The organism is Paenibacillus sp. Y660 (assembly GCF_057221575.1).
Genome location: NZ_JBXBBJ010000026.1, coordinates 1 through 23,199 on the forward strand (window position 1 = coordinate 1; position 23,199 = coordinate 23,199).

Annotated in this window: 26 protein-coding genes, 1 rRNA gene and 1 other annotated feature; of the genes, 26 read left to right on the forward strand and 1 reads right to left on the reverse strand. The window is 47.9% G+C overall.

Annotated features, from left to right (window positions below; translation table 11 throughout):
* The 9 genes from rrf to pssA form a co-directional block, all read left to right on the forward strand.
* A 5S ribosomal RNA gene (gene rrf / locus AC2TDN_RS21725) occupies nucleotides 1–83 on the forward strand; the annotation flags it as partial.
* Between the two features lie 319 nt (nucleotides 84–402).
* Nucleotides 403–864, forward strand: a complete 462-nt coding sequence (locus tag AC2TDN_RS21730; protein ID WP_482069205.1) for a CtsR family transcriptional regulator — start codon at nucleotides 403–405, stop codon at nucleotides 862–864.
* Nucleotides 865–899: 35 nt separating this feature from the next.
* Nucleotides 900–1,421, forward strand: a complete 522-nt coding sequence (gene mcsA / locus AC2TDN_RS21735; RefSeq protein ID WP_482069204.1) for a protein-arginine kinase activator protein McsA — start codon at nucleotides 900–902, stop codon at nucleotides 1,419–1,421.
* 28 nt (nucleotides 1,422–1,449) lie between these two features.
* Entirely contained in the window at nucleotides 1,450–2,529 is a 1,080-nt protein-coding gene (mcsB, locus tag AC2TDN_RS21740) for a protein-arginine kinase McsB (RefSeq protein ID WP_484690172.1), read from the forward strand.
* 2 nt (nucleotides 2,530–2,531) lie between these two features.
* The gene (gene clpC / locus AC2TDN_RS21745) at nucleotides 2,532–4,991 is read left to right on the forward strand and encodes an ATP-dependent protease ATP-binding subunit ClpC (RefSeq protein ID WP_482069202.1); all 2,460 of its coding nucleotides are present in this window, start codon (nucleotides 2,532–2,534) and stop codon (nucleotides 4,989–4,991) included.
* A 133-nt stretch (nucleotides 4,992–5,124) separates the two neighbouring features.
* Entirely contained in the window at nucleotides 5,125–5,472 is a 348-nt protein-coding gene (locus tag AC2TDN_RS21750) for an antibiotic biosynthesis monooxygenase (protein WP_484690173.1), read from the forward strand.
* A gap of 356 nt (nucleotides 5,473–5,828) precedes the next feature.
* Nucleotides 5,829–7,196, forward strand: coding sequence for a DNA repair protein RadA (gene radA, locus AC2TDN_RS21755; RefSeq protein WP_169090686.1), 1,368 nt, complete (start codon nucleotides 5,829–5,831; stop codon nucleotides 7,194–7,196).
* Between the two features lie 10 nt (nucleotides 7,197–7,206).
* Nucleotides 7,207–8,283, forward strand: a complete 1,077-nt coding sequence (gene disA / locus AC2TDN_RS21760; RefSeq protein ID WP_053373868.1) for a DNA integrity scanning diadenylate cyclase DisA — start codon at nucleotides 7,207–7,209, stop codon at nucleotides 8,281–8,283.
* Between the two features lie 87 nt (nucleotides 8,284–8,370).
* Entirely contained in the window at nucleotides 8,371–9,117 is a 747-nt protein-coding gene (gene pssA / locus AC2TDN_RS21765) for a CDP-diacylglycerol--serine O-phosphatidyltransferase (protein ID WP_484690174.1), read from the forward strand.
* 171 nt (nucleotides 9,118–9,288) lie between these two features.
* Here the strand turns inward: pssA and AC2TDN_RS21770 are convergent, their stop codons facing one another.
* A complete protein-coding gene (locus tag AC2TDN_RS21770) occupies nucleotides 9,289–9,684 on the reverse strand; it encodes a nucleoside triphosphate pyrophosphohydrolase family protein (protein ID WP_053373872.1) in 396 nt (131 codons plus the stop codon).
* 176 nt (nucleotides 9,685–9,860) lie between these two features.
* Here AC2TDN_RS21770 and AC2TDN_RS21775 point away from each other — a divergent pair, with 176 nt between their 5' ends.
* The 17 genes from AC2TDN_RS21775 (at nucleotide 9,861) to rplL (ending at nucleotide 23,000) form a co-directional block, all read left to right on the forward strand.
* Nucleotides 9,861–10,958, forward strand: a complete 1,098-nt coding sequence (locus AC2TDN_RS21775) for a PIN/TRAM domain-containing protein (RefSeq protein ID WP_484690175.1) — start codon at nucleotides 9,861–9,863, stop codon at nucleotides 10,956–10,958.
* 150 nt (nucleotides 10,959–11,108) lie between these two features.
* Nucleotides 11,109–11,828 carry a 2-C-methyl-D-erythritol 4-phosphate cytidylyltransferase gene (ispD, locus tag AC2TDN_RS21780; protein WP_482069198.1) on the forward strand — a complete coding sequence of 240 codons (720 nt, stop codon included), beginning with the start codon at nucleotides 11,109–11,111 and terminating at the stop codon, nucleotides 11,826–11,828.
* Nucleotides 11,825–12,307, forward strand: a complete 483-nt coding sequence (ispF, locus tag AC2TDN_RS21785) for a 2-C-methyl-D-erythritol 2,4-cyclodiphosphate synthase (RefSeq protein ID WP_484690176.1) — start codon at nucleotides 11,825–11,827, stop codon at nucleotides 12,305–12,307. The genes ispD and ispF overlap by 4 nt, the downstream gene beginning before the upstream one ends.
* A 119-nt stretch (nucleotides 12,308–12,426) precedes the next feature.
* Nucleotides 12,427–13,899 (forward strand): glutamate--tRNA ligase, encoded by a 1,473-nt coding sequence (gene gltX / locus AC2TDN_RS21790; RefSeq protein ID WP_484690177.1) that lies wholly within the window; start codon nucleotides 12,427–12,429, stop codon nucleotides 13,897–13,899.
* A 523-nt stretch (nucleotides 13,900–14,422) separates the two neighbouring features.
* Entirely contained in the window at nucleotides 14,423–15,085 is a 663-nt protein-coding gene (cysE, locus tag AC2TDN_RS21795; protein ID WP_482069195.1) for a serine O-acetyltransferase, read from the forward strand.
* Nucleotides 15,082–16,518: a cysteine--tRNA ligase gene (gene cysS / locus AC2TDN_RS21800; RefSeq protein WP_482069194.1), complete on the forward strand. Its 1,437-nt coding sequence runs from the start codon at nucleotides 15,082–15,084 to the stop codon at nucleotides 16,516–16,518. Before cysE ends, cysS begins: the two co-directional genes overlap by 4 nt.
* Entirely contained in the window at nucleotides 16,515–16,943 is a 429-nt protein-coding gene (locus AC2TDN_RS21805) for a Mini-ribonuclease 3 (protein ID WP_482069193.1), read from the forward strand. Before cysS ends, AC2TDN_RS21805 begins: the two co-directional genes overlap by 4 nt.
* 50 nt (nucleotides 16,944–16,993) lie before the next feature.
* Entirely contained in the window at nucleotides 16,994–17,749 is a 756-nt protein-coding gene (gene rlmB / locus AC2TDN_RS21810; RefSeq protein ID WP_053373880.1) for a 23S rRNA (guanosine(2251)-2'-O)-methyltransferase RlmB, read from the forward strand.
* Nucleotides 17,750–17,752: 3 nt separating this feature from the next.
* Nucleotides 17,753–18,277, forward strand: coding sequence for an NYN domain-containing protein (locus AC2TDN_RS21815; protein WP_484690178.1), 525 nt, complete (start codon nucleotides 17,753–17,755; stop codon nucleotides 18,275–18,277).
* 298 nt (nucleotides 18,278–18,575) lie between these two features.
* Entirely contained in the window at nucleotides 18,576–19,226 is a 651-nt protein-coding gene (sigH, locus tag AC2TDN_RS21820; protein WP_053373882.1) for an RNA polymerase sporulation sigma factor SigH, read from the forward strand.
* 315 nt (nucleotides 19,227–19,541) lie between these two features.
* Nucleotides 19,542–19,691: a 50S ribosomal protein L33 gene (gene rpmG, locus AC2TDN_RS21825; RefSeq protein WP_015847242.1), complete on the forward strand. Its 150-nt coding sequence runs from the start codon at nucleotides 19,542–19,544 to the stop codon at nucleotides 19,689–19,691.
* Between the two features lie 18 nt (nucleotides 19,692–19,709).
* Nucleotides 19,710–19,919 (forward strand): preprotein translocase subunit SecE, encoded by a 210-nt coding sequence (secE, locus tag AC2TDN_RS21830; protein ID WP_169090712.1) that lies wholly within the window; start codon nucleotides 19,710–19,712, stop codon nucleotides 19,917–19,919.
* A gap of 24 nt (nucleotides 19,920–19,943) precedes the next feature.
* Entirely contained in the window at nucleotides 19,944–20,477 is a 534-nt protein-coding gene (nusG, locus tag AC2TDN_RS21835; protein ID WP_482069191.1) for a transcription termination/antitermination protein NusG, read from the forward strand.
* A gap of 117 nt (nucleotides 20,478–20,594) precedes the next feature.
* Nucleotides 20,595–21,020, forward strand: coding sequence for a 50S ribosomal protein L11 (gene rplK, locus AC2TDN_RS21840; RefSeq protein WP_028609671.1), 426 nt, complete (start codon nucleotides 20,595–20,597; stop codon nucleotides 21,018–21,020).
* 99 nt (nucleotides 21,021–21,119) lie between these two features.
* Nucleotides 21,120–21,812, forward strand: a complete 693-nt coding sequence (rplA, locus tag AC2TDN_RS21845) for a 50S ribosomal protein L1 (RefSeq protein WP_482069189.1) — start codon at nucleotides 21,120–21,122, stop codon at nucleotides 21,810–21,812.
* 12 nt (nucleotides 21,813–21,824) lie between these two features.
* Nucleotides 21,825–21,991: a sequence feature (ribosomal protein L10 leader region), on the forward strand.
* Between the two features lie 57 nt (nucleotides 21,992–22,048).
* Complete coding sequence (gene rplJ / locus AC2TDN_RS21850; RefSeq protein WP_482069188.1) at nucleotides 22,049–22,552, forward strand: 50S ribosomal protein L10; 504 nt, start codon at nucleotides 22,049–22,051, stop codon at nucleotides 22,550–22,552.
* Nucleotides 22,553–22,640: 88 nt separating this feature from the next.
* Nucleotides 22,641–23,000, forward strand: coding sequence for a 50S ribosomal protein L7/L12 (gene rplL / locus AC2TDN_RS21855; RefSeq protein WP_056636009.1), 360 nt, complete (start codon nucleotides 22,641–22,643; stop codon nucleotides 22,998–23,000).
* Nucleotides 23,001–23,199 lie beyond the last annotated feature (199 nt).

The following is a 23,199-nucleotide window of genomic DNA, read 5'->3' on the forward strand; positions in this document are numbered from 1 at the left end:
CCATACCGAACACGACCGTTAAGCCCTCCAGCGCCAATGGTACTTAGACCGCAGGGTCTTGGGAGAGTAGGACGTCGCCAAGCACGAGAGACCTATCGCATGTGATGCGATAGGTTTTTTGTTGTGTTCCGATTTGGATCGAGATTATGATATTAGCGTCTGTTTCTGCTGAAAAAAACGTTCATCCATGTATAAACAGAGTACAACCGCACCAAGCTATTATAAAGAATTTGATCGACCACTTGACCTTTTTCTAAAATTGCATATAATAAAATCAAAGTCAAAGAAAGTCAAAGTCAATTGTCCGAATATTCGGTGTCCAATGATTTTGGTTGAAAACGAATCTTAATGTTTATGTTTCAACTTTGACTTTGTTGGTTATTTCTCAGGGAGGTTGGTGGTTTGCGTAACATTTCCGATCTCATCGAACAGTATCTGAAGCATATGCTCCAAGATAGCCCAGAAGGCGCAGTCGAAATTCAACGCAATGACTTGGCTGACAAATTTTCTTGTGTACCTTCGCAAATCAACTATGTCATCAGCACTCGCTTTACCATGGAGAAAGGATACATGGTTGAAAGTAAGCGCGGAGGCGGAGGCTATATCCGTATACAACGGATTGATCTTCCGGCACTGAAGGCGATTCAATTCCATATCGAGGAAACAATTGGAGAGTGTGTCGACCAAAGTGCGGCGGAAGGACTTATTTATCAGCTGGAGGAAGCAAGGCTCATTTCAAAGCGCGAAGGCAACTTGCTTCGTGCGGCAGTGCATCGCGATACAATCGCGCTCAAGCTGCCGCTAAGGGATGAAATTAGGGCCAGATTACTAAGGTCCATGCTTATCTCATTGCTGGTTAAATAACGCGAAACCGTTTATACCGAGAGGAGGGATCACGCTTGTTTTGCCAAGAATGCGGCAAAAAGCCGGCTACGCTTCATTTTACAAAAATCATTAACGGTGAGAAGACCGAATTTCACATCTGTGAAAGCTGTGCTCGTGAGAAAGGGGAAAGTATTCCTGGGGCGCCGAATAGCTTCTCTATTCATAGCTTATTGTCAGGACTTCTTGACTTCGAGCATTTGGGCGGGGCAGGGATTGCCGGTATTAAGCAGGAAACGCTGAGATGCGAGGAATGTGGTCTTACCTATTCGCAGTTCAGCAAGATCGGCCGCTTCGGCTGCAGCAACTGTTATCAGGCTTTTGCAGATAAACTTGATCCACTTCTCAAACGGGTTCACAGCAGTACCGTACACAGCGGGAAGATACCGAAGCGCTCGGGCGGTCAAATTCAGTGCAAGCGCGAAATCGAACAGCTGAGGCGGGATTTGCAAGCGAAAATAGAGCATGAGGAGTTTGAGAGCGCAGCTCAGCTGCGTGATCGAATACGTGAACTGGAGCGCCAAATTGCCGACCTTTAAGCTGGCATAGAAGGAGTGAGTAAGGCTCTTGACTAAGCATCGATTCTCAGAACAAGCGCTTAGCGAATGGATGAAGGATATTGGTCCGGAATCTGAAATTGTCATTAGCAGCAGAGTGCGCGTCGCTCGTAATTTAAGGCATCAGCCATTTCCGTTGCTTGCGACGAATCAGCAATCCAAGGATGTGATGGATCAGCTGACTGAAGTAAGCCAGAGCGGAAAGCTGCAGTCCATCGGTTCATTTGAGACGATTATTTTGTCAGATTTAAGTGAGCTTGATAAAAGGGTGCTCGTTGAGAAGCATCTGATAAGTCCTAATTTAGCGAATGACTCGCGATGCGGGGCTGTTATTTTAAGCGATAATGAATCTGTTAGCATAATGATTAACGAAGAAGATCATTTGCGCATCCAATGTCTATATCCAGGTTTCCAAATTCAAGAGGCCTGGGCGTTGGCCAGCGGAATTGACGATATTTTTGAAGAGGCAGCTGATTATGCGTTTGACGAGAAACGCGGTTATTTAACGACATGTCCAACAAATGTTGGCACAGGCATTAGGGCCTCGGTCATGATGCATTTGCCGGCACTTGTGCTCACGTCGCAAATCAATCGTATATTGTCGGCAGTAACGCAGGTTGGCCTAGCGGTAAGAGGATTGTATGGCGAAGGCAGTGAAGCGCTTGGCAACTTGTTTCAAGTGTCAAACCAAATTACGCTAGGTCAATCCGAGAATGAAATTATTGACAATCTTTATAGTGTAGCAAGACAAATTATCGAGCATGAGAAAGCGGCGCGCAAGCGACTTATGCAGGACTCGAGGCTGAGAACGGAGGATCGCATAAAGCGATCATACGGTATTTTATCTCACGCATCGATTATGGACTCGAAGGAAGCGGCACAGCGCTTATCGGATGTGCGGCTTGGAGCAGATTTAGGCATTTTAACAGATGTAACGCCACAAGTGTTAAATGAGCTTTTGGTCATGACTCAGCCCGGATTTCTACAGCAAACCTTCGACGAGAAGATGAGCTCGGAGCAGAGGGATTTCAGAAGAGCAGAACTTATACGCAAGCAATTGCGCGGTGAAAAAGGCCATGGGGGTGCATGAATATGATGTTTGGAAGATTTACGGAGCGAGCACAGAAGGTGCTTGCATTAGCACAAGAGGAAGCGGTCCGTCTTGGGCATAATAATATCGGCACGGAACATATTTTGCTTGGTCTTATTCGCGAAGGGGAAGGAATAGCGGCCAAAGCATTAATCGGACTTGGTTTAGGGCTTGAGAAAATTCAAGATGAGGTTGAAGCATTGATCGGCCGTGGGCAAGAGCAGCCTAACAACATTGCTTATACGCCTCGCGCGAAAAAAGTCATTGAGCTTTCGATGGACGAAGCGAGAAAGCTGGGCCATACGTACGTAGGCACCGAGCATATTCTTCTTGGATTAATCCGTGAAGGAGAGGGCGTTGCAGCGCGTGTGCTGAACAACCTTGGCATCAGCCTTAATAAGGCTCGTCAGCAGGTGCTGCAGCTGCTTGGCAGCAGCGAGGCTGTATCGAGTAATCATAGCTCGCAGGCTAACGTAAGCACGCCTACGCTTGATGGACTTGCAAGAGACTTGACGGCTTATGCGAAGGAAGGCAATTTGGACCCCGTTATCGGACGGAGCAAAGAAATTGAGCGCGTGATCCAAGTGCTTAGCCGCCGTACGAAGAACAATCCAGTGCTAATCGGGGAGCCTGGCGTTGGTAAAACGGCGATTGCCGAAGGACTAGCGCAAAAAATTATTGCGAATGAAATTCCTGAGACGTTGCGCGATAAACGAGTTATGACGCTCGATATGGGCTCCGTTGTAGCAGGCACAAAATACCGCGGTGAGTTTGAGGATCGTCTGAAGAAGATCATGGACGAGATTCGCCAAGCCGGCAATATTATTCTATTCATCGATGAGCTTCATACGCTCATTGGTGCAGGCGGAGCTGAAGGTGCGATCGACGCATCGAACATTTTGAAACCTGCTCTGGCACGCGGCGAGCTGCAATGTATCGGTGCTACTACCTTGGATGAGTATCGCAAATATATCGAGAAGGACGCAGCGCTTGAGCGTCGTTTCCAACCGATAACGGTTGATCAGCCATCACCGGAAGAAGCGATTCAAATTTTGTACGGACTGCGCGATCGTTACGAGGCTCATCACCGCGTGAAAATTACGGATGAAGCAATCGTGCAAGCGGTGAAGCTGTCCGATCGTTATATCCCAGACCGGTTCTTGCCGGATAAAGCAATTGACCTTATTGATGAAGCAGGCTCGAAGGTACGCCTACATTCGTACACCGTACCGCCAAACTTGAAGCAGCTTGAAAACCGTTTGGAGGATATCCGCAAGGAGAAGGATTCTGCGGTTCAAAGCCAGGAATTCGAGAAAGCGGCTGCGCTACGCGACACAGAGCAAAAAATTCGCGAAGAGCTCGATGTAACGAAAAACCAATGGAAAGAAAAGCAAGGCCGTACCGATTCCGAAGTAACGCCGGAGGATATTGCTCAGGTTGTAGCTAGCTGGACAGGAATCCCGGTCAGCAAGTTAGCAGAGGGAGAGACGGAGCGTCTGCTCAAAATGGAAGAAATTCTTCATGACCGTATTATCGGGCAAGAGGAAGCCGTTAAATCGGTGTCTAGAGCGATTCGTCGTGCTCGTGCCGGTCTGAAGGATCCGAAGCGTCCAATCGGCTCGTTCATTTTCTTAGGGCCTACAGGCGTTGGTAAAACGGAGCTGGCAAGAGCGCTTGCCGAGGCGATGTTCGGCGATGAGAATGCGGTTATCCGCATCGACATGTCGGAATACATGGAGAAGCATTCGACTTCGCGTCTAGTCGGAGCGCCTCCTGGATATGTAGGTTATGAAGAGGGCGGCCAATTAACCGAGAAGGTTCGTCGCAAGCCATATTCCGTTGTACTCCTTGATGAGATCGAGAAGGCTCACCCTGAAGTATTCAACATTTTGCTGCAAGTGCTGGAGGATGGTCGCTTGACTGATTCCAAAGGCCGCGTCGTCGATTTCCGGAATACATTGATTATCATGACGTCCAACGTTGGCGCTGACCAAATTAAACGCAATTCCTCGCTTGGCTTTACTGCTGTGCAGGATGCGGGACGTGATTTCTTGCAAATGAAGGACAAAGTGATGGCAGAGCTTAAGAAAAGCTTCCGTCCTGAGTTCCTCAACCGGATCGATGAGAGCATCGTATTCCACTCGCTCGGCGAGGAGCATATTGCTCAAATCGTTACGCTTATGTCTGATGAGCTTCGCAAGCGTCTGCGCGAGCAAGAGGTTGATTTCGTCCTTACGGATGGGGCCAAAGCATTCCTTGCCAAGGAAGGCTATGATCCACAGTACGGAGCGCGTCCGCTTCGCCGGGCTATCCAGAAGCATATTGAGGATCGTTTATCCGAAGATTTGCTGATGGGTAAAATTCAAAAAGGCGATTCGTTCACGATTGATGAAAAAGACGGCGCCTTGACGGTAACGAAGTCCGTTTCGGAGCAAGAGCCAGAGGAATCCACTGCGAAATAAAACATAATCCCGAACTGTCCCGCAGCCAGAAATGTAGCTTGCGGGACAGTTTTTATTATGGTTTATCTAATTGACAATGAGAATCATTATCGTATAATGACAGTAGAGCATTACATAGAATGGAGGTGCAACGATGATAGTTGTTACAAATACGATAAAAGTAAAAAAGGGGCATGGAGAGACGGTTGCCAAACGGTTTCAAAATTCCAAAGGGATTGATCAATCGCCGGGTTTCGTACGCATGGAGGTATTGTTTACGGAAGATCTAGAGGAATTTGATGAGCTGAAAGTAAGCACAACTTGGGAAAACAAAGCTTCCTTCGATGGCTGGGTGAACAGCGATTCGTTCAGGCAAGCACATGCCCATCGAGGCGGCCAGCCGCAAGGCGCTGATGGTCAGCAAACGGAAAGCGTTATGCTAGGCTCGCAGTTGACCACGCACCGCGTATTGGTTGCTCGGCAAGCCGGGATTGAGGCATAACAAATTAAAACGGAATGCTATGGAATCGGATTATATTTCGCTCTCTTATCCACTGTGGATAAAGGGGGCGTTTTTTTTATGGTTCATTCCTTTGAATTTCGGTGGGGATATGTTGATCAACCTGTGGATAATGTTGATAAGTTGTTAATAAATCTGTGGACAATACCGATATGATATAAAAGGGATAACTTATTATGTGGGAAACTAATAATAGAAACGATAATAAGCTTTTTCATCAACAATGTGGGTTTATACATTGGGGATTAAATGGTAAACTTTATATAGCGTCATTTTTGCAGAATCGCAAGTGAGGGCTCCATCTATTGTGCTAGCCCATAACGTTTAAGGAGTACAGAATGGCCAAAATTAAAACGAAGTTTGTTTGTACGGAATGTGGCACAGAATCCGCTAAATGGCTCGGAAAATGTCCGGGCTGCCATGCATGGAACTCTATGGTGGAAGAAAAAGAAACCGTTGTGAAAACGAAGGGCGTCGGATTGTCATCGTTTCATGCGAAAGAAAAGCCGCAGTCCATCATACATATAGAAAGCGGGCAAGAACCGCGCATCGAAACCAGGATGCTTGAGCTTAACCGGGTGCTCGGCGGGGGCGTCGTACCTGGCTCGCTTATTCTGGTTGGCGGAGATCCAGGCATCGGCAAATCAACGCTATTGCTGCAAACCTCTCACGCGCTTGCGGTGAAGGGACTTAAGGTGCTCTATATTTCCGGAGAGGAGTCAGTGCGGCAAACGAGGCTAAGAGCAGATCGCCTTGGAGCGCTGACGGAATCGCTGTATGTACTATGCGAGACCAATATGGAGCAAATTAATGATGCAATCGAATCGGTCCAGCCAGATTTTCTCGTTATTGACTCGATTCAAACGGTGTACGATCCGAATGTGCAGTCTGCTCCCGGCAGCGTATCACAGGTACGCGAATGTACGGCACATTTTATGCGAGTCGCCAAAATTAAAGGGATCGCAACGGTGCTGGTCGGCCATGTTACGAAGGAAGGCGCGATTGCTGGGCCAAGGCTGCTGGAGCATATGGTGGATTGCGTTCTTTATTTTGAAGGAGAGCGTCATCATACCTATCGCATTTTGCGCGCAGTGAAAAATCGGTTTGGCTCGACAAACGAGATTGGAATTTTTGAAATGGGCGAGGACGGGCTAAGGGAGGTTTCTAACCCTTCTGAGCTGTTCCTGTCTGAACGGCCATTAGGCGTGTCAGGCTCGACAGTCGTTGCAAGCATGGAAGGAACGAGGCCCGTTCTAGTCGAGCTTCAGGCGCTTGTAGCAACAACCAATTTTCCTTCTCCGCGAAGAATGTCGACAGGCATTGACCATCATCGCATGGCGCTGATCATTGCGGTGCTGGAGAAGCGAAACGGCATGTTTCTGCAAACGCAGGATGCGTACTTGAACGTTGCGGGCGGCGTAAAGCTCGATGAGCCGGCTGTTGACCTAGCAGCCGCCGTCAGCATTGCGTCCAGCTTTCGGGATGCTCCGACGAAGCCTTATGATGTCATATTTGGCGAAGTGGGGCTGACGGGCGAGGTTCGTGCCGTGTCGCGTGCGGAGCAGCGGGTGAAGGAAGCAGAGAAGCTGGGATTTAAACGTGTCATTATGCCGGAGAAGAGCTTAAAAGGCTGGAAGCCGCCCTCTGGCATAGAAATTATTGGCGTAACCACAGTGTCGGAAGCACTTAAGGCAGCGCTTGGATAGGGGGCAGATGATGAAGGAACCTACTCAGTTGGAAATAATGAATCAATTATTGCAATTAGTCGCACCAGGTACCCCTTTTCGTGATGGGCTGGAGAATGTGCTTCGGGCCAAAACGGGGGCGTTACTTGTTGTTGGATATAGTCCTGAGGTAATGGAGGTTGTAGATGGAGGCTTCTCCATCAATTGCGACTTCTCGCCGAACTATTTGTATGAGCTTGCTAAAATGGATGGCGCGATTATATTGAGCGAGGATATGCGTAGAATATTGTATGCGAATACACAGCTCATTCCGAACAGCTCGATTCCTTCCATTGAAACGGGTATACGGCACCGGACGGCAGAGCGTGTTGCTAAACAGACGGGTAAGCTTGTCGTATCGATCTCTCAGCGGCGCAATATTATTACGCTGTATCAAGGCAACCTGCGCTATTCACTGAAGGATATGGGCGTTATTTTGACAAAGGCCAATCAGGCGATTCAAACGCTCGAGAAATATAAGGCAGTGCTTAGCCAGTCGTTTACGAATTTGTCCGCGCTTGAGTTCGAGGAGCTTGTGACGCTGCAGGAAGTGGCGCATGTTATTCAGCGTGTTGAAATGGTGCTGCGTATCAAGATGGAAATAAAGCGTTACGTGATTGAGCTAGGTACGGAAGGCCGTCTGATTAGCATGCAAATGGATGAGCTGGTTGGCGGAGTGGAAGAGGACGCGTGGTACTTACTTAAGGATTACGCCAAAGAAAATTCGGATGAGAAGATTCGGGAAATTCGGGCAGGGCTAAAGAAGCTAAGCTCGGATGAGCTGCTGGATGCGCCGCCAATCATCCGTTTGATCGGTTATCCACATACGAGCAATATGAACGATGAATCCGTCTCCCCTCGCGGGTATCGCCTGTTGAACAAAATTCCGAGATTGCCGCTTATCATTATGAACAATTTAATTGAGCGGTTCGGACGGCTTCCTCATATTTTGATGGCGACGATTGAAGAATTGGATGAGGTTGAGGGTATTGGGGAAGTGCGGGCACGGGCAATCAAGGAGGGTCTCAAGCGGATCCAAGAGCAGATGTTCATTGACAGGCAAATCTAAATCCCATACAATAGATTGAATGTGGTCCTTTAAAGGGATGTACATTCGTTAAGGGTTTTGGGGCATAGTAGAGAAGAGGTGGAAAAGATGATCGCAAAATCGATACCGAGCCTTCTCACGGTGGGGAACCTATTTTTAGGGGTAATCGCCATCATTCTTGTATTCAATGAAAAACCAGATACGGCAGCTATGATGGTGTTGATCGCCATGCTGCTTGACGGTGTAGACGGACGCGTTGCTCGGGCGCTGAACGTTCAAAGTGAGTTCGGCAAAGAGCTGGATTCCTTATCCGATGTGATTTCGTTTGGCGTAGCGCCTGCTTTCATTATGTATGTTGTCGCTTTTCAAGAGCTGAGTCCTGCCTTAGCATGGATTGTAACGGCGTTGTTTCCTATTTGCGGCGCTTTGCGGCTTGCTCGCTTCAATGTCATTTCAAGTGCGCCAGGCTACTTTATCGGACTGCCAATACCAGCAGCTGGTGGTGTACTAGCGACGCTTGCTTTGTTCAAGGATGATATTTACGTATCCGTGCTGCTTACGAGCACGCTTGTCCTCTCCATTCTTATGGTCAGTACGATTAAATATCCGAATTTCAAAAAGGTCGGAATTCCAAAAGGTGCGGTTTGGGTTGTCCCAATCGTTATTGTGGTATCCGTTATACTTGGCTTAGTGTTCAAAAATGATCTATCCAAAATAGTGTTTGTACCGCTGCTGCTTTATGCGCTGTACGGCCTAAAAAAAAACGTTGATCGCCGTTTGCCCAAGCGAAACCGCAAGCGGAAGAAGCGCGGAGAAGTTGCCGAAGAGCCTGTTCAATCAGAGAAGCCGGCCTAAAGACATAGCTTGCAATCGAAATGAGATAGCGTTCCAAGACACAACAATTGTGTCTAGGAACGCTATTTTTATTTTCTATTAAACGGTCGAAACAAAGAAAAAGCTTTGAGGAGAGATCCTCAAAGCTTTTGTCAGTTGTAAAGGTCTAACTTGGTATGTTCTTGTATACAGTTACGTTAAATTAAACAGGCCTAAGGTTGAGCATTTGTCGTATTCGTCAGCAATAACCTCATCGAGTTGAATGTCCAGCAGATTACATAAAGCAGTCATATAAAATAAGTTGCGTCCAAGATCGGACTTAAGTACGTCGCGGCAATGCTCGCACACGGCTCCCGTGAGATGACTTTGCAGGGTTGTTTTGGCATCTTCAAGATTAAGCTCGTCTGAGTATTGCTGCTTGCGGGCATTTAGCTCGATACAGCCACAATCTGTCACTGCTTTCGTGACTGCACGGTTGACAGAAGCGCTTGACTGTCCGAATTTGGACATGACATCCAGTAAGCTGCGGTGCCGGAGCAGCAATTCGGATACTTGCTGCTGAAATTGATCCAGTGTAGGAGCGCTCATCGGTTCCACCTCTTTCACCAACCTCGTATGATGTAATCTTAATTTCCATTATAAGCTTCCTACCCTCTCATTTCAAAATGTGAATTATTAGAATTTATAAATGTTTGCAATTAATAGGCTCCCCCACGGTTAGCGAGGCAATAATTGGAACATAATTGTAGTGGAGGTGAACCATAATGGTTAGACGAATTATTCAAATAATGGGTTTGTTGTTCGGTGGTATGGCAGGCGGTGAGGTATACGGATGGATGAATGGAGCGGCCGTATGGTCTGGCTCATCCTTCGGAATGCTACAGCGATCCGGCACTTATTACATGAATGTAGCAATTGGCGCGGTTTTTGGTGTGGTTGTGGCAACGATGATTGCAGGGCAAGTCATTCGTTATATGCAGAAAGGTGCGGAGCAAACTGCAGCGCTTCCGATGCAGCAGTTGATTGCAGGGGCAGGCGGCCTGCTTGCAGGTTTATTGCTCACAGTGTTAATCTATCCCGCTGTATCCGGCTTAGAAGGCCTAGGAAGTCTTATTCCTGCTGCTATGATGGTATGCTTCGGTTATTTGGGCATGCGTATTGGCTTGCATAAGCAGGAAGAATTGGCGGAAGGCTTTGCAGCCCTGCTTGAGAAGCGGAGGATTGCACCAGCTGCAGATGAAGCGGGCGGCTACGAGGAGCATAAAATTCTCGATACGAGCGTTATTATCGATGGTCGAATTGCAGACATTTGCAAGACTGGATTTATTGAAGGAACGCTTGTCATTCCGGAGTTTGTGCTTGAGGAGCTGCAGCATATTGCTGATTCTTCTGATTTGCTGAAGCGCAACAGAGGAAGGCGCGGACTTGATATTTTGAACAAGATTCAAAAAGAGCTTGACGTGAAGGTTCTTATTTATGAAGGTGACTTCGAGGAAATCGGAGAAGTGGACAGCAAGCTTGTTAAGCTGGCTAAAGCGCTCCACGGCAAAGTGGTTACCAATGATTTTAACTTAAACAAGGTATGTGAGCTTCAAGGCGTGTCGGTGCTGAATATTAATGATTTGGCAAATGCTGTGAAGCCTGTCGTATTGCCGGGAGAAGAAATTATCGTTCAAGTGATTAAAGACGGCAAAGAACATGGACAAGGTGTCGCTTATTTGGATGACGGTACGATGATCGTCGTTGAGGGCGGACGCGAATATATCGGTACGACAATGGAGGTGCTCGTGACGAGCGTGCTGCAAACGTCTGCGGGCCGAATGATATTTGCAAAGCCGAAGCTGTTGGAAAAAGCGCAGTAACAAGGTATGATAGTACTATTGTTAGGGCGCAAACGGCTGACGCCGTCCAATGGCGGCATAAGCTCGTTTCGCGGTGAAATATAAGTCCATTTATAAGAGATCGTCTTATGAATGCTTGTATTTTAACATAGTGTGAGGCGGGTTGAAGGCATGGGAGCAGATTGGGGAGTTATCATCGTTGCGGCCGGAAGAGGCACGCGGATGGGAACGAAGGAAAGCAAGCAGTACTTGCAGCTGGGGGACAAGCCTATTCTCGTCCATACGCTGGAGCTGTTTCAGTCGATGGACACCGTTAAGGAAGCTGTACTTGTCGTAGGAAGCGATGATGTTGAGCGCTGCCGCAAATGGGTTCAGCAATATAGAATAACGAAGGTAACGGCTGTGGTGACCGGGGGAGCAGAACGCCAGCATTCCGTGTACTGCGGGCTTCAGGAGCTGACAAGCGACTGGGTGATGGTGCATGACGGCGTTCGGCCGCTTGTAACGGCGGATGCTGTCCGTGCATGCTGCGAGCAGGCGGAGAAGAGCGGCGCTTCCGTGCTGGCTGTGCCGGTTAAAGATACGATTAAGCAAGTGAATGAAGCGGGTGTCATCATTTCTACGCCGGACCGCCGAAGCTTGTGGGCGATACAAACGCCGCAAGCTTTTCGACGTGTCCTGCTGCTGGAGGCGCATGAGCGCGCGCTGGCAGAGCAATTTGTAGGGACGGATGACGCGATGGTCGTAGAGCGTATGGGTGCGAGTGTCACCGTTGCAGAAGGCGAATATACAAATATAAAAATTACGACGCCTGAAGATTTGCCGTGGGCGGAATTTCTGCTCGCAAAGCGTCGTGCCGATAGGGCAGAGGGGAACGGTGGGCAAGGATGATTCGTGTTGGACAAGGATTTGACGTGCATCAATTAGTAGAAGGACGTCCATGTATTATTGGGGGAGTAACAATTCCTTATGAGAAGGGGCTGCTCGGCCATTCGGATGCAGACGTACTGCTGCATGCGATAACGGATGCGATTCTTGGAGCGCTTGGGCTTGGCGATATTGGCAAGCATTTTCCGGATACGGATGCTGCGTTTAAGGATGCGGACAGCTTGAAGCTGCTTGAGGAGATATGGAAGCTCGTGCGCGAGCGGGGCTACAGACTTGGCAACATTGACTCGACGATTATTGCTCAGCGTCCTAAGATGCTGCCGTATATTCCGCAAATGGCCGAAATTATCGCAAAGGCGCTTGAGGCTGACGTAACGCAGGTGAACGTGAAGGCGACAACGACGGAGCAGCTTGGATTTGCGGGTCGCGGCGAAGGGATTGCGGCACAATCCGTTGTCTGTCTGATCAAGGATGTGCTATGATCGGGAGTATTCAACTTTAAGCGGATTCTTCGGGAGCAAGCTTTTGCTTCGCAAAACTTTTATAGCATATGCTTACGAAGCGAGATTTTGCTTCGCAAAACTTTTAGGAGGTTTTTCAGATGACAGCAGAGGTTCGAGTTCGGTATGCCCCATCTCCTACGGGTCATTTACATATAGGAAATGCAAGAACGGCCTTGTTCAATTATTTATTCGCAAGAAATCAAGGCGGTAAATTCATTATCCGGATCGAGGACACAGACGTGAAGCGGAACGTCGCGGGTGGAGAAGAAAGCCAGCTTAAATATTTGAAGTGGCTCGGCATGGATTGGGACGAGAGCATTGATATCGGAGGCGGGTATGGACCTTATCGCCAGACCGAGCGTCTCGATATTTACAATAAGTATTGGCAGGAGCTGATTGACCGGGGTCTGGCTTACCGTTGTTACTGCACGGAGGAAGAGCTGGAGAAGGAGCGGGAAGAGCAAAGCGAGCGTGGCGAGACGCCGCGGTACTCCGGACTTCACCGCAACTTGTCGGAAGAGCAGCGGCAGGCTTTTGAAGCGGAAGGCCGTGTGCCAAGCATTCGATTCCGCGTTCCTGAAGGCCGCACCTACGCCTTCGATGATATCGTGAAAGGCTCAATCAGCTTCGATACAGCGGAGATGGGCGATTTCGTAATCGTGAAGAAGGATGGCATTCCAACTTATAACTTTGCAGTAGTGCTTGACGATTATTTGATGAAAATTAGTCATGTATTGCGGGGCGAGGATCATATTTCGAATACGCCTCGTCAGCTCATGATTTATGAAGCGTTCGGCTGGGAGCCGCCGCAATTCGGTCATATGACGCTTATCGTAAATGATCAGCGCAAGAAGCTTAGCAAACGTGATGAATCGATTATTCAGTTCATTTCCCAATATGACGAACTTGGTTATTTGCCTGAGGCAATGTTTAACTTTATTACACTTCTTGGCTGGTCGCCTGAAGGCGAGCAAGAGATCTTTACCCGCGAGGAGCTTGTCTCTGTCTTCAATCCGGATCGTTTAAGCAAAAGCCCTGCCGTATTCGATACGCAGAAGCTGAGCTGGATGAACAACGAATATTTGAAAAAGGCTGATCTCCCGCGATTAGTTGATCTTTGCCTCCCGCATCTGCAGCAAGCAGGGCGTATCGCAAATGATCTGGATGCGGAAGGCCATGCATGGGCAACAGATCTAGTAGCGCTTCATCAGGACAAGCTGCGTTATGCTGCTGAAATCGTGCCGATGACGGAGCTCTTCTTCCGCGATACGATTGAGGATGAGGGCGATGCTGTCGAAGTGCTTGCTGAAGAGCAGGTGCCGACCGTGCTGCAAGCCTTTTTGACGCGGATAGAAGCGGGCGAAACGCCATTCCAAGTGGACGGCATTAAAGAAATGATCAAAGCGGTGCAGAAGGAGACGGGTTTCAAAGGCAAGCAGCTCTTCATGCCGATTCGTGCAGCGCTTACCGGGCAGACGCATGGTCCTGACTTGAACCAATCCCTTGCCTTGCTAGGCAAAGAGAAGGTTGCGAGCCGCTTGCGCGTACGTTTGGCTGGCTACGGGGTTTAGACGCTTATAGCCGTTTTGCAATGGAGCGGACATAATGCCCTTGTCACATTTTTGGGTATTCGGTATACTATGACTAATAAATGAATGAATCGAACGGCCATGAACAGGAGAAGTACGTTTGCTTGTGGATTCGCAGAGAGGACAACCGTCATTCGAATCGGCGTCGCATCATGATGTGTGGCAATGGGAAACTGGAATGGGGCTGAAAGTTGTCTGGTCCGCCAAACGGAAATATGCACCTGGGAGCTTTGTTCCGAGCTGCTGCAGCGAGAAATGCACGATCATAAGGGCAAGGCGGATATGCCACGTCGTTTATGAGGTTGCAAATTTGGCGGCGCAGGGTAGGCAGCAACGTATCGTCTGCGTTAAAGACTCTAAGAGGAACGAATCCTCAGCGTAGGCTGTCGATTTGTTCAAGCAGAGTGGAACCGCGAGATTACACGCCTCTGCAGCATAATATGCTGCAGGGGCTTTTCTATTTTTTATTAGAATCATATGAGCGTTTGAAAAAGGAGCATTGCTTATGTTTCGTCATTTCCGATCGGACATACAGGCGGTTTTCGAGAATGATCCAGCTGCCCGCAGTCGATTCGAGGTTGTTTTCACCTATTCGGGCTTACACGCCATTTGGGCTCACCGCATCGCCCATCCTCTCTACCGCAGAGGCTGGTTCACTATTGCGCGAATGGTCTCTCAGGTGAGCCGTTTCATGACGGGCATCGAGATTCATCCGGGCGCTCAAATCGGCGAGCGATTGTTTATCGATCATGGAATGGGTGTCGTGATTGGAGAAACGTGCGAAATAGGCGATGATGTCGTGATTTATCAAGGCGTTACTCTAGGCGGTACAGGGAAGGAAAAAGGGAAGCGTCATCCGACAATTGGCAATAATGTTGTTATCGGCTCAGGCGCGAAGGTACTTGGATCTTTCCAGGTCGGTGAATTTTCCAGTATTGGGTCAAACGCAGTTGTTCTGAGGGAAGTGCCGACGAATTGTACCGTAGTAGGAAATCCGGGACGTGTCGTTAAACGCAACGGAGAGCGAGTGGGCGATCGTCTGGATCATACGCAGCTTCCCGATCCGGTCATAGAAATGTTCCGTACGATGCAGAAGGAAATAGATGATTTGAAAACCGAGCTGAATCAGCTTCGGGAACCTGTAGCTGGAGGAGAAATACGAAAATGACAGTGTCCATTTATAATACCGTATCTAGGGTGAAAGAGCCTTTTGAGTCGCAAGAGCCGGGGAAAGTTAAGATGTATGTCTGCGGTCCGACCGTCTATGATTACATTCATATCGGCAATGCAAGGCCCGTTATTTTCTTCGATGTGGTTCGTCGTTACTTTGAGGATATCGGAAATGATGTCCAATATGTCGTGAACTTTACGGACGTAGACGACAAGCTTATTCGCAAAGCAGAGCAGCTTGGCGCAACGGTGCCAGAAGTAGCGGAAAAGTTTATTGCGGCATTTTATGCGGATATCGAATCGCTTGGCGTTCATAAGGCGACGCTTAATCCGCGCGTGACGGAGCATATTCCTCAGATTGTTGCGTTTATTCAAGGGCTGATAGACAAAGGCTATGCTTATATGAGCGAGGGCGATGTCTATTACCGTACGGCTGCATTCGTAGATTACGGCAAGCTTTCGCATCAGAATATAGAGGAGCTTCAGTTCGGTATTCGGGTTGAGATTGGCGAACGCAAGGAGAACCAGCAGGATTTTGTATTGTGGAAGGGCGCTAAGCCTGGAGAAATCAAATGGGAAAGCCCATTTGGCGATGGCCGACCCGGTTGGCATATTGAGTGCTCGGCTATGGCGCGTGAGTATCTTGGGGATACGCTGGATATCCATGGGGGCGGACATGATTTGCAATTTCCGCATCATGAATGCGAGGTTGCACAATCGGAAGCATTGACAGGAAAGCCGCTTGCGAACTATTGGATGCATAACGGCTATATTCATATTAACAATGAGAAAATGTCCAAATCGCTGGGCAACGGCATTACGGTACATGAGATTGTGAAGCGGGTTAAGCCCCAGGCTATCCGTTACTTTATGCTATCGACTCATTATCGCAGTCCGCTGAACTTCAGCGATGATTCCGTTGCCCAAGCAGAGAACAGTGTGGAGCGGATTGCAAATTGCGCAGCCAATCTAAAGCATAGGCTTTCTGCCATGAACGGTGAGTTCGCAGAGGCAGCTGGAAGCGGACTTGTTCCTTCGGGCGATGAAGCGCTGGATGCGAGACTTAAGGCGATACATGACCAATTCCATGCGAAAATGAGCGATGATTTCAATACGCCTGATGCGATAACGACGGTATTTGACTTGGTCACGGAAGCGAATCAATATCTAAATCGTGCCGATGCAGCTCCAAGTGCAGTGTATGCACTGCTTACTCTGCTTGAGCGTATGGATGCTGTGCTTGGCTTGCTCCCGCTGCAGCAAGCGGATAGTGAACTGCTTGATGCGGATATTGAGCAGCTGATCGTAGAGCGTACGGAAGCCCGTCAGACGAAAAACTGGGCAAGAGCCGACGAAATTCGAGATTTGTTGACGGAGAAGAACATCGTGCTCGAGGATACGCCGCAAGGTATCCGCTGGCGGCGCAAATGAGTGAGCAAAACGATTTAAATATGCTGCTCTTTCATCCGCCTTCCAAAAAACCGCAGCTGATGAACCCAGTCGTTCTAGCTTATATAGGAGATGCCGTATTTGAGCTTCTTATACGGCAATATTTAATCTCGTTACCGAATCAAAAGTCGCATCATCTCCACCGGGAAGCGACAAAATTTGTATCTGCCAAAGGGCAGAAGAGAACACTGGATCTCTGGCAGCCGCATTTGACCGAGGAGGAGGCGGACATTGTCCGCCGCGGCCGCAATTCGAAGTCGGGCACGCCTCCCAAAAATGCCGATCTCGCCGATTATCGGCTCGCTACCGCATTGGAGAGTTTGGTAGGATATCTCTATTATGAAGGACGTATAACCAGATTGAACGAATTGCTCGCGATTGCGCTAGGCGTACAAGAAAAGCAATAAGGCTGGCGCAGCCATTTGAGAATATGAAAACGATATAAGGAGGGTAACCGATGACAGAAGAAACGATTCAAGATGAGATGATTGCCGGTAAGCACCCTGTGCTCGAGGCGCTTCGATCAGGACGTGAAATTAATAAAATATGGATCGCCGACGGCGCACAGAAGACATTGACGCAGCCTATCGTCGCAGAAGCAAAGAAGTTCGGTATAGTCGTACAGTTTGTTGACAAGAGAAAGCTCGACAGCTTAACCCCAGGTGTTACTCATCAAGGAGTTGTCGCTCAAGCTGCTGCCTTCGCCTATGTGGAGGTAGAGGAGATTCTTGAACGCGCGAAGCAGCGTGATGAGGTTCCTTTTATACTGCTGCTTGACGAGATTGAAGATCCGCATAACCTTGGCTCCATCCTTCGAACGGCTGAATGTACAGGAGTTCATGGCGTAATCATTCCGAAGCGTCGTTCTGCGGGACTTACGGCTACTGTATTGAAAACCTCGGCCGGCGCAGCTGAGCATGTGCCAGTTGCACGCGTTACTAATCTGGCGCAAACGATCGATAAGCTGAAGGAAGCGGGCGTATGGGTAGCAGGCACTGACCTTAGCGCTTCGCAAGATGTTTATAAGATGAAATTCGATATGCCGCTAGTTATCGTCATCGGCAACGAGAGCAAGGGCATGGGAAGACTTATTAAGGAAAAATGTGATTTTCTCGTTAAGCTGCCTATGCTTGGCCAACTGAATTCTTTGAACGCCTCGGTTGCGGCTGGCGTGCTTATGTATGAGGTCGTGCGGCAACGCCGGAGTATGTAGGCCATGAATCGGCACGACGATATTTTATTGGTCGATGGGTATAACGTGATTGGCGCTTGGCCGGTTCTCGAGAAGCTGAAGGAATACGCTTTGGAGGAAGCTCGGGACAAGCTGCTCGATATGCTGGCGGACTACCAAGGATTTACGGGCATGCAAGTATACGTCGTGTTTGATGCGCATCAGGTGCCCGGACTTGGGGCCACTTATCGGCACCACAAGCTGATGATCGTATATACGAAAGAAAAGGAAACGGCCGATGAATGTATCGAGCGTCTCTGCTCCGAGCTGTTTGTAAGGCGGAGGAACATTTATGTTGCTACGTCCGATCTGGTGGAGCAGCATGTAGCATTCGGTAAAGGAGCGCTCCGCGTTTCCGCGCGCGAGCTGCTTGTCGATATAAACCAAAACCGCAAAAACATCGAGCAGTCGCTGCGCGAGGATAAGCCGGGGACGCGTAATACGGTAGACGGCATTGTAAGCCTTGAGGTTCGGAGCAAGCTTGAAAAGCTTCGCCGAGGAGAGAAATAATGGGTACGGTTTTTAATGCGGGTGATCGTGTTAGCTGAACATGTCGCTATACTATGCCACAAAGTTACAAAAATGCTAGAAAATCGATGGTTTTCGGACACCCGATTGGTTGACGGTGTAAGGTTACATAATGTATACTGACTCTATTATTAGCGATAAGAACGTGTGGATTTTGCCAGGTAACTTTCTTATCTCTCGACGTGAAACGCTGCTGAGCCTAAGCAATTGGGAACAGTTAGATAGGTTTGCGTGAATACGAATCTAGCGGTGTACGCCTTGCAGGCCGGAGGGATAGTTCGTGAGTATCGACCTCAAAGAATGGAGTACGCTTGAGTATGACAGCAGTACGGACGAGGATATCGTCGAAGCGGTCCGCAATGGCGACAGCATAGCGTTGGAATATTTGATTAACAAGTATAAGAACTTTGTGAGAGCCAAAGCGCGCTCGTATTTTCTTATCGGTGCGGATCGTGAAGATATCGTGCAGGAGGGTATGATTGGTCTATATAAAGCAATTCGTGATTTTAAAGGGGACAAGCTTGCAAGCTTCAAAGCCTTTGCGGAATTGTGCATAACGAGACAAATTATTACTGCCATCAAAACAGCCACGCGTCAGAAGCACATCCCGCTTAATTCCTACGTATCGCTCGATAAGCCCATTTATGATGAAGATTCGGATCGCACGCTGCTTGATGTCATTTGTGGCACACGAGTATCAGATCCTGAAGAATTAATTATTAATCAAGAAGAGTTTATTGGCTTGGAAGATAAGATGTCCGAAATTTTAAGCGACCTTGAGCGTAAGGTGCTAATGCTTTATTTGGATGGAAGATCTTATCAGGAGATTGCAGTCGATCTGGATCGGCATGTGAAATCAATAGACAATGCCCTTCAGCGCGTGAAGCGAAAGCTTGAGCGTTACTTGGAAGTCAGAGACATTAGCGGTTAACCGCAATTATACGTAAATTGCTTTTAAAGAGGACTGTCTTCCATCTGGCGGTGTCCAGGTGGAAGATACAGTCTTTTTTGTTTTAAAAGGGCATAAGTAGACTATACTGATAGAGACGAGCCCGATATTGCTGTTGTTCCCAATTATTCGTAGGCCAAACACTTATCTTTTACATTGACATCAAAATTGCTGTATGATAAACTGTTTAGGTAGGCCTAAATTCGAGGTTTTTTTTCGTTTTGGCGTTGGAATCAATGAACTTTCATATAGAGCTTCATGATTCGTATTTTGTAGCAGTTCGGGAGGTGTAATTCAATGCGGGTAATTATCACGTTGGCATGCACAAACTGCAAACAGAGAAACTATGCGAGCAGCAAGAACAAACGCAATCACCCCGACCGCATCGAGTTGAAGAAGTTTTGCAAGTTCTGTAACGAGCAGACTCCTCATCGCGAGACGAGATAGTCAAATGGAGGTGTGAACGTGGCATTTTTGGCTAAACTAAAGCAAGGCTTTGGTACAACGTTTAGTTTTTTTGCCGACAGCTGGGCGGAACTTAAGAAAGTTCGCTGGCCAAGCCGTAAAGAGTTGACAAGCTATTCGATCGTGGTTTTGCTTACGATCACGCTTGTAACGATTTACTTCTGGCTTCTTGACATCGGGATCTCGTCTCTGGTTGAACTCATTGTTTAAGAAGGGTCCAAAGGTGGATTTGTGATGGAAAAAAGATGGTACGTCGTGCATACCTACTCAGGCTATGAGAACAAGGTGAAAGCCAATTTGGAGCGCCGTGTTGAATCAATGGGCATGGAAGACAAGATTTTCCGTGTTCTAGTTCCTATGGAAGATGAAGTGGTAGAGAAGGACGGCAAGAAGAAGATTGTCCAACGTAAGGTCTACCCCGGCTATGTTCTTGTGGAAATGGTTCAAACCGACGATTCTTGGTACGTTGTTCGGAATACGCCAGGCGTAACTGGATTTGTAGGATCAACAGGTTCCGGTTCAAAACCGATTCCTCTATTGCCTGATGAGGTTGAGCAAATACTCAAGCACATGGGCATGGAAGAGCCAAAACCGAAAATCGAGTTCGATTTGAAAGAAACGGTTCGCGTCAAAGTAGGTCCTTTCGCAGATTTTGTTGGTACAGTAGAAGAAATTTTGCTGGACAAAGCGAAGTTGAAGGTTCATGTAAACATGTTTGGCAGGGAGACCCCGCTGGAGCTGGATTACACTCAAGTGGAGAAGATATAATATCTGGTTTCCGAACCCATCGGTTCATTCCGGTGGAGGATTGGACGCGAAGTGACTAAGCCATTTTGGTGACGAACGTTACTTACGCATGGAATAAAGGGTTAGGAGGTGTCAGGCATGGCAAAGAAAGTCATCAAGATGGTCAAACTGCAAGTTCCTGCAGGTAAAGCAAACCCAGCGCCGCCGATCGGTCCAGCACTTGGTCAAGCAGGCGTGAACATTATGGCGTTTTGTAAAGAGTTTAACGCTCGTACAGCAGATCAAGCAGGCTTGATTATTCCAGTTGTTATTACAGTATTTGAAGACCGTTCGTTCACATTCGAAACAAAAACGCCGCCGGCAGCAGTATTGCTACGCGTCGCAGCTGGAATCGAAAAAGGTTCAGGCGAACCGAACAAGAAGAAGGTCGCTACTGTAAAACGTGACAAAGTTCGCGAAATCGCTGAGCAAAAAATGCCGGATCTTAACGCAGCTTCTGTAGAAGCAGCAATGCGTATGGTTGAAGGTACTGCTCGCAGCATGGGCGTAACTATTGTTGACTAATACCGCGAGGTAGCTTGCTTTGCGAGGCTTCGGCTTCGCGAGTGGGAGGATCATCCTTAGGAGGATTTTCCGCTACAACCACATGAGGAGGAAATTACAATGGCTAAACAAGGTAAAAAATATGTAGAAGCTGCTAAGCTTATCGACAGCGAAGCAACTTACGAGCCTTTGGAAGCGATCGAGCTTGTGAAAAAGGCAGCAACAGCTAAATTCGACGAGTCCGTTGAAGTAGCAGTTCGTTTGGGTGTAGACCCGCGTAAACAAGACCAAGCAGTTCGTGGCGTAGTTGTACTACCACACGGTACTGGTAAAACAAAACGCGTTCTCGTTTTCGCAAAAGGCGAAAAAGTGAAAGAAGCGGAAGCTGCGGGTGCTGACTTTGTCGGCGATGCAGACATGATTAACAAAATCCAACAAGGCTGGTTCGAATTCGACGTTTGCGTAGCAACGCCGGACATGATGGCTGAAGTTGGTAAGCTTGGACGGATCCTTGGTGGTAAAGGTTTGATGCCTAACCCTAAAGCAGGTACAGTAACGTTTGACGTTGCTAAAGCCGTTCAAGAAATCAAAGCCGGTAAGATTGAATACCGTCTTGATAAAGCAGGTCAAATCCATGCGCCAATCGGTAAAGTATCTTTTGATGCTGAGAAACTCAACGAGAACCTCAAGTCATTGATCGACGCACTTAACCGTGCTAAACCGGCTGCTGCAAAAGGTATTTACCTGAAAAACATCGCCGTTTCTTCGACAATGGGCCCTGGCGCTCGTGTTTCTACAGCGAATTATCGCTAAGAAGAACGGAACTAAATTCGAATACGCATACCGTAGACAGTAGGTGCCATTAGGCTTAATTTCCTACCGAGGTGTTATGATAAAACGTTTGTAAGCAACATTCGATCCTTTTTGGATTGATGCGCGATAACGACATCATGGCCTTCGCAGTGTCTGCGAAGGCCTTTCTCATGCATCGAGGCGTGGAAAGCCCGTCGTAATTAACGGAATGTATACTATTACGGGAGGTGTACAGTTTGGCTAACGCAAATATCATCCAAGAGAAACAAGAGGCAGTTGCCGTAATCGCGGCGAAAATTGCTGCTAGCTCCAGTACAGTTGTAGCTGACTATCGTGGATTGAACGTTGCGCAAGTAACTGAACTTCGGAAACAACTTCGTGAAGCAGGAATCGAATTCCAAGTTCTAAAAAACTCGCTCGTTCGCCGCGCAACTGAAGGTACGGATTTCGTAGAATTGAACAACATTCTTACAGGTCCTACTGCAATTGCATTCGGTAAAGAAGACGCTGTTGCTCCAGCTAAAATTTTGAACGATTTCGCTAAGAAGAATGATGCTTTGAAACTTAAAGGCGGCATTGTAGAAGGTAAAGTCGTATCACAAGAAGAGATTAAAGCACTTGCGGAACTTCCGTCCCGCGAAGGTTTGCTTTCTATGCTCCTCAGCGTATTGCAAGCTCCAGTGCGCAACTTCGCGCTTGCGGTTAAAGCAGTCGGCGAGAAACAAGAAGCACAAGCTTAATCAGCTACAGTCACTAATTGCATTGAACCGACGCAAGTCGGCTGCATGATAAAACAAAAAAATAAACCATATTCCTGGAGGTATAACCATGTCTAAAGAACAAATCTTAGAAGCGATTAAAGTTATGAACGTTCTTGAACTGAACGAGCTAGTTAAAGCAATTGAAGAAGAATTCGGCGTAACTGCAGCAGCTCCAGTAGCAGCAGCAGGAGCTGGCGCAGCTGTAGAAGCTGAGCAAACTGAATTCGACGTTATCCTTAACGGCCCTGGCGCTTCGAAAATCAACGTAATCAAAGTAGTTCGCGAAATCACAGGTCTTGGCCTGAAAGAAGCGAAAGACTTGGTTGACAGCGCTCCTAAAGCTGTTAAAGAAAAAGTTGCTAAAGAAGAAGCAGAAGCAGTTGCAGCTAAGCTTACTGAAGCTGGCGCTTCCGTAGAAGTTAAGTAGTATTTGTACAATAAAATAAGCTGATCATGCGATTGAATGATGAATCGGCTGGCGAGCCCCTTGAACCGTCAGGTTTCAAGGGGCTCGTTGTATGTTAAAGGATAAGAATGTATAAGCTAAGAACTTATACATTCTTATCTTTCAACGCGAAATGCGCCTTTACCGCTGCGATCGGGCGATCGCCGTTTGCGCTAGACGC